Below are 7169 nucleotides of genomic sequence, written 5' to 3' on the forward strand. Positions count from 1 at the left end.
CGCATCGCCATGACCATCTTGATGATCCCACCGACACCCGCCGCCGCCTGCGTGTGGCCGATGTTCGACTTCAACGACCCCAACCACAACGGGCGTCCGTCGAGCCGCTCCTGACCATAAGTCGCCAGCAACGCCTGCGCCTCGATCGGATCACCCAACGTCGTGCCCGTCCCATGGGCCTCCACGACATCGACATCCGCACCCGACAGACCGGCATTGGCCAGAGCCTGCCGGATCACCCGCTGCTGCGCCGGACCATTCGGCGCGGTCAACCCGTTCGACGCACCATCCTGGTTCACCGCCGTACCCGCGACCACCGCCAACACCCGATGCCCGTTGCGGCGAGCGTCCGACAGCCGCTCCACCACCAGCATGCCAACACCCTCACCCCAGCCCACGCCGTCCGCAGCAGCCGCGAACGACTTGCACCGACCATCCGAGGCAAGACCACGCTGTCCACTGAAACCGATGAACGCCTGGGGGGTGGCCATCACGGTCGAGCCGCCGGCCAGCGCGAGGGTGCACTCACCCGAGCGCAGCGCCTGGATCGCCCAGTGCAACGCCACCAGAGAGGACGAGCAGGCGGTGTCCACGGTCACCGCCGGCCCCTCAAGCCCAAGACTGTAGGCCACACGTCCGGTGGCGACGCTGCCCAGCCCGCCGACATCGCCGCCGACGTCGTAGTCGTGGTAGACGACTCCGGCGAACACGCCGGTCTGGCTGCCCTTCAGCGACACCGGGTCTATGCCGGCCCGCTCTATGGCTTCCCAGGAGGTCTCCAGCAGCAACCTCTGCTGCGGGTCTATCTCCTGCGCCTCGCGCGGGCTGATCTTGAAGAACTCCGCATCGAACTCGTCCGCGTCGTGAAGGAAGCCGCCCTCGCGCACGTAACTCCGGCCCTGCCGACCAGGCTCGGGGTCGTAGACGTCCTCGGCCCAGCCCCTGTTGGCCGGGAACGGGGAGATCGTGTCACGTCCCTCGGCAACCAGCTCCCACAGCTGGTCAGGCGTGTGCACGCCGCCGGGAAAGCGACAGCTCATGGCAATGATCGCGATGGGTTCACTGTCCCGTGCCTCAAGCTCGCGCAGCCGGCGGCGGGTCTGCTTGAGATCCGCCGTAGCTCGCTTGAGGTAATCGCGAATCTTGTCGTCGTTGGCCATACAGCTCAACCAATCTCGGCGCGGGCTCGGCTCATGCCGTACCCAGTTCGTTGTCGAGTGCTTCGAAAAGCTCGTCATCGGTAGCGGAGGCGAAGTCCTCGCCCAACTCGTCCTCGGCGTCTCCGCTGTCGGCCGCCCGCCACTTGCGCAGCAGAGCGGTCAGCCGGTCGGTGATCTTGCCCCGGCCGCTACCGAGGTCGGTCGCCGCGGTCAGCGCGGCTTCCAACTGATTGACCACGGCCAGCAGTTCCCGCGACCCGTCTCCCGCGTCCTCGGCCAGAAGCTCGCCGATGTGCTTGGCGACCGCGCCCGCGGTTGGGTAGTCGAAGGCGAGGGTCGCAGCCAACGACAGGCCGATCGCAGCGGACAGGTGCTGGCGCAGGTGCACCCCGGCCAAGGAATCGAATCCGAGTTCGGAAAAGGCCCGGTCCGGTTCAACCGCCCCCGGACCGGTGTGGCCGAGGATCGCCGCCACGTGCGCGCACACCAGGTCCAGCAACACGGCTTCGCGTTCGGCCGCACCGAGCCCGTCCAACCGTCGGGCCAGCGGTACGCCGTTGGCACCACCGTCGGCCCGGACCGGCACCAGGGCCCGCAGCACGGCCGGAACATATCCCTGCCGCACGATCGGCGGATCGACCCGCAGCGCCACGGCGGTCACCACACCGGTCGCGAACGCCGCGTCAAAGGCGGCGAGGCCGTCTTCAGTGGACAGCAGGCGCAGTCCGGTCCGGCTGGTCCGTTCCTGGTATTCGGCCTCGCTCGCCGCGAACGTGGCGGCGTTGGGTGTCCACGGGCCGAACACGATCGCCTGGGCAGGCAGGCCCGCTGCCCGACGTCGCACCGCCAGCGCCTCGAGGAAGGCATTGGCGGCGGCGTGGTTGCCCTGACCGCCCCCAAAGGCCAGCGCGGCCGACGAGGACACCAGCACGAAGGCACTGAGGTCCCGGTCCTCGGTCAGCTCGTGCAGGTGCCAGGCGGGTGCCGCCGTGGCCCGCAGCACGCCGTCGAGCTGTTCGGGTGTGAGCTTGTCGAACACCGCGTTGTCCACCGCCGTCACGGCGTGCACCACGCCCCGCAGCGGCCGGTCTGCCGGAATCGCGGCGATCACCGTGGCGAGGGCTTCGCGGTCGGCCAGGTCGATGTCATGCACCACGACCGTGGCGCCAAGCTCGGCGAGCCCGGTGACGTCACCGTCGCTGCCGATCAGCTCCAGGTGGCGGATGCCGTGTGCGGTCACCAGGTGCTGGGCGATCTCCGCCCCGGCGCCAGTGGTCCCGCCCGCGATCAGCACCGTGCCGTCCGTGTCCCACGGCGCCTCGGCCACGGCCGGTGACAGCATGGCCAGGCGTGGCACCAGGAGAGTTCCATGGCGAAGAGCGAGTTCGGACTCGCCCGTCGCGACCGCGGTTGCGAAGTGCTCCCCCGTGTCGGCCGTGCTGTCGACGAGGACGAACCGGCCCGGGTTCTCCTCGGTGGCGGCTCGCACCAAGCCCCACACTGCGGCCTGTGCCGGGTCGACGGACTCACCGGCGACACTCACGCCACGGCGGGTGGCCACAACGAGGGTCGACGTGGCGCACCGCTGGTCGGCCAGCCAGCTTTGGAGGGCTGCCAGCACCCAGTGGGTGTGCTTGTGGAGCCCGGAGTGGATGTCGTCGATCCCGGTGGCCGTACGAAGCAGTACCACCGGCGGCACCGAACCGCCGTGCGCCATGACGTCCTCGAACGCAGGCGGTTCCGCCGAGGCGGTCGCCGGGCCGAGGCGGGTCCAGTCGAGCCGCAGCAAGCAATCGCGGCGGCCGCCGGCAGCGTCGAGCAGTTCCTCAGTAACCGGTTCGAGCGACACGGAGTCAACCGACAGCAGAGGGACCCCGGCAGTGTCGCTGACTTCGACCCGTACACCGTCACCGTCGGCCGCCAGCCGGACCCGGACCCGGCCCGCCCCGGGCGAGAGCGTACCCGCTCCGGACATCCGCGTGGCCATGAGGGTCCGGTCGTCGCCGGTGACGACCGGATAGGCGTGCAGTACCGCCTCCAGCAGCGCCGGGTGAAGTGCGAACCCGGTCGTGTCGACCTGCTCGGCGAGGGACACTTCGGCGAATACCTCCGTGTCCGTGTGCCACAGCGAGACGAACTCCACAGGTCCCACCTGGACGCCCCGGTTGCGCAGTTCCTCGGCGAGTGAGGCAACGTCGACCGCCGTGGCCGCCGGCGGCCACGGCGCGGGCACGAAGGCCACAGCCTGCGGGGACAGCTCGCCGGCCGCGTGGCGGGTCCAGGCCTGGTCGTCGCCGGTCCGGGAGTACACGCCGATCGTGCGCGTCCCGTCGGGATCGGCGGCAATGACGACGCGCAGCGCCAGGCCATCAGTTGCTGGCACCACTAGCGGGGTGTGCACGGTCAGCTCGCGCACCGAGGCCGAACCGTTCGCCGCTGCGGCCCGCAGTGCGACGTCCAGCAGCGCCGCGCTGGGCAGGACGGTGACGCCGAACAAGTCGCCGAGCCAAGAGTGCTCCGAGGTCGACACCCGCCCGGTGAGCATCACCACGTCCGAATCCGGAGTGTCCACCACCGCGCCCAGCAGGGGGTGCCCAACCGGTCCGAGGCCCACTGCGGTCACGTCGCCTGTCGGCGCGACCGGCCGCGGCCAGTAGTTCTGCCGCTGGAACGGGTAGGTGGGCAGGTCGACGCGCTGGGCGTCGGTGTCGGCATAGAGCGCCGGCCAGTCAATCGGCACACCCTGGGTGTGCGCCTGACCGAGCGCAGTAACCAGTTCCACTTCCTCGCCCTGGTCTCGGCGCAGCAGTGGTACGAACACCGCGTCGGGCACGCATTCACCGCCCATGGCCGAGAGTACGGCGTCCGGCCCCAGTTCGAGGAAGGTCGTTACGCCTTCGCCAACCAGCGTGTGTACGGCGGTGTGGAACCGCACCGGCTCACGGACCTGACGGACCCAGTAGCCGGGGTCGGCCAACTCGTCGGTGACCAGCGCACCCGTCAGGGTGGACACCACGGGGATGCCGGGCCGCGCGTAGGACAGCCGGGCGGCGACATGTTCGAACTCCCGGAGCATCGGTTCCATCAGCGCGGAGTGGAACGCATGCGAGACACGCAGTGGTGTTGTCTTCCGGCCTCGGCTGGCAAGTTCCTCGGCCACCCGCGCGACCGCGTCTGCCCGCCCCGAAATCACCACGGCCTCGGGTCCGTTGACCGCAGCGATCCCGACACCGTCGACGAGGAGTTCGGTCACCTCCGCCTCGGCGGCGCGCACCGCCGCCATCGCACCGCCGACCGGCAACGCCTGCATCAACCGACCCCTGGCCGCCACCAGTTGGGCCGCGTCGGGCAGGGACAGCACGCCAGCCACGTGCGCCGCCACCAGCTCGCCGATGGAGTGCCCGGCCAGGTAGTCCGGACGCACGCCCCACGATTCGAGCAGGCGGAACAACGCGACCTCGACGGCGAAGACCGCCGCCTGGGTGTAGCCCGTCTGATCCAGCAACGCGGTGTCGGAGCCGAACATCACTTCGCGGACCGGCTTCGGCAGCCGGTGGTCCAGCTCGCCGCACACCTCGTCCAGCGCCGCAGCGAACACCGGGAATGCCTGCGCCAGTTCAGCGCCCATCCCCAGTCGCTGTGCACCCTGGCCGGTGAACAGAAAACCGGTGCGACCGTAGTTGCGCGCCACGCCCCGGATGACTCCGGAGCCGGGCTGCTCAGCGGCCACGGCCGCCAAGCCAGCACGCAGCGACTCGCGGTCCTTGCCCACCACCACAGCTCGGTGCTCGAACACCGAACGCGAGGTCACCAGTGAATAGCCGATGTCCACAGGCGAGATGTCGTGCCGATCGACCAGGGCAAGCAGCCGCCCAGCCTGCGACTGCAAAGCCGTCGCGGTCTTGCCCGAGAGCACCAATGACACGGTGCGGGGCGCCAACGACACCGGCACGAGCGGTTCGGCGGCCTCGGTGTACGGCGGCTCCTCGATGATGACGTGGGCGTTCGTACCACTGAGTCCGAACGACGACACACCCGCACGACGCGGACGCCCCGTCTCCGGCCACCCCCGCGCCTCGGTGAGCAGCTCCACCGCACCAGCCGACCAGTCCACCTGCGGACTCGGCTCATCCACGTGCAGCGTCATGGGCAGCACCCCGTGCCGCATCGCCATGACCATCTTGATCACGCCCGCCACACCGGCCGCCGCCTGTGCGTGGCCGATGTTCGACTTGATCGACCCCAGCCACAGCGGCCGGTCATCAGAGCGGTCCTGACCATAAGTCGCCAATAGGGCCTGCGCCTCGATCGGATCACCCAACGTCGTTCCAGTGCCGTGGGCCTCCACCACGTCCACCTGGGCGGCGGTCAGGAAGGCGTTGGCCAGAGCCTGCCGGATCACCCGCTGCTGGGAGGGGCCGTTCGGTGCGGTCAAGCCGTTGGACGCACCGTCCTGGTTGATCGCGCTGCCGCACACCGTCGCCAGGATCGGGTGGCCGTTGCGGCGGGCATCGGACAGCCGCTCCACCAGCAGCATGCCCACGCCCTCGCCCCAACCGGTGCCATCGGCAGCAGCCGCGAACGACTTGCACCGGCCATCCGAGGCAAGGCCGCCCTGACGGCTGAAACTTTCGAACGCCTCAGGCGTGGACATGACCGTGATGCCACCGGCCAATGCGAGTGAGCACTCGCCGGAGCGCAGCGCCTGAGCAGCCAAGTGCAACGCCACCAGCGACGACGAGCACGCCGTGTCCACGCTGACCGCGGGACCCTCGAAGCCGAACACGTAGGACACCCGGCCCGAGGCCACGCTGGCGAACCCGCCGGTGCTGCTGTCGGCCGGGTAGTCGTGGTAGACCACGCCGGCAAAGACCCCTGTGGAGCTCCCCCGCAGCGACCGGGGATCGATGCCGGCGTTCTCCATAGCCTCCCAGGACGTCTCCAGCAGCAGCCGCTGCTGCGGGTCCATCCCCAGTGCCTCGCGCGGGGAGATACCGAAGAAGTCCGCATCGAACTCGGCCGCGTTGTGGAGAAACCCACCTTGGAGTGCGTAGTCCGCGCCCTCGAGGCCCCAACCCCGATTCACCGGGAACCCGGACACACCGTCCCGGCCGGAGCTGACCAATTCCCACAACTCCTCTGGCGAGGAGACCCCGCCCGGGTAGCGGCAGGCCATACCGACGATGACTATCGGGTCGTCCGAGGAGGACATCGGGACCGGCACCGGCGGCGCGGTGACCGGTCCGGCTTCGCCGGACAAGCTCGCCAGCAGGTGTTCGACCAGCGCGGTCGGTGTCGGGTAGTCGAACGCCATGGTCGCGGGCAGCCGCAGTCCGGTCTCCTTGTTGAGCCGGTTGCGGAACTCCACTGCGGTCAACGAGTCGAACCCGAGCTCCCGGAACGCCACGTTCACGTTCACTCTGGACGCCGACTCGTAGCCGAGGATCGTGGCGATGCCGGTGCAGACCAGGTCGGTCAGCAGCCGGGTGCGGTCCGCCTCACCGAGCGGACGCAGCCGGTCGGCCAGGGACCCGCTCCCACCGGAGGTCGCGGCAGCCGACCGGCGAGCGGTTCCGCCAACCAGGCCGCGCAGCAGCGGATCGACCTCCTCGCGGGACCGCAGTTCTGCCTGGTCCGGCCTGGCCGCAACGAGCATCGGCTCGGCCACCCGTGGCGCGAGGTCGAACAGGGCGAGTCCGTCCTCGGTGGACAGTTGGGAGAAGCCGCTGGCGGCAATGCGGCCACGGTCGTCCTCGCTGAGCCCGCTGGTGATCTCGCTGGCCTGCGACCACAGCCCCCATGCCAGTGACAGGCCGGGCAGTCCCCGCGTGCTGCGGTACCGCGCGAGCGCGTCCAGGAAGGTGTTGGCCGCAGCATAGTTAGCCTGCCCCGGCGAACCCAGCACTCCGGCCGAGGAGGAGTACATGACGAAGGCTGCGAGGTCGTGGTCGCGCGTCAGACGATGCAGGTTCCAAGCCGCGTCCACCTTGGGCCGCAACACCCGCTCCA

Annotated in this window: 1 protein-coding gene and 1 pseudogene; both read right to left on the reverse strand. The window is 69.8% G+C overall.

The window, feature by feature from the left end:
• Positions 1-1160 (reverse strand): beta-ketoacyl synthase N-terminal-like domain-containing protein (locus tag ACIPLC_RS37900; protein WP_400477617.1); only part of this gene is annotated, 1160 nt, incomplete at its 3' end.
• A 31-nt stretch (positions 1161-1191) separates the two neighbouring features.
• Positions 1192-7161, reverse strand: a pseudogene (locus ACIPLC_RS37905) (beta-ketoacyl synthase N-terminal-like domain-containing protein); the annotation flags it as partial.
• Positions 7162-7169: the final 8 nt, after the last annotated feature.

Source organism: Kitasatospora sp. NPDC086801 (assembly GCF_044745805.1).
Taxonomy (GTDB): domain Bacteria; phylum Actinomycetota; class Actinomycetes; order Streptomycetales; family Streptomycetaceae; genus Kitasatospora.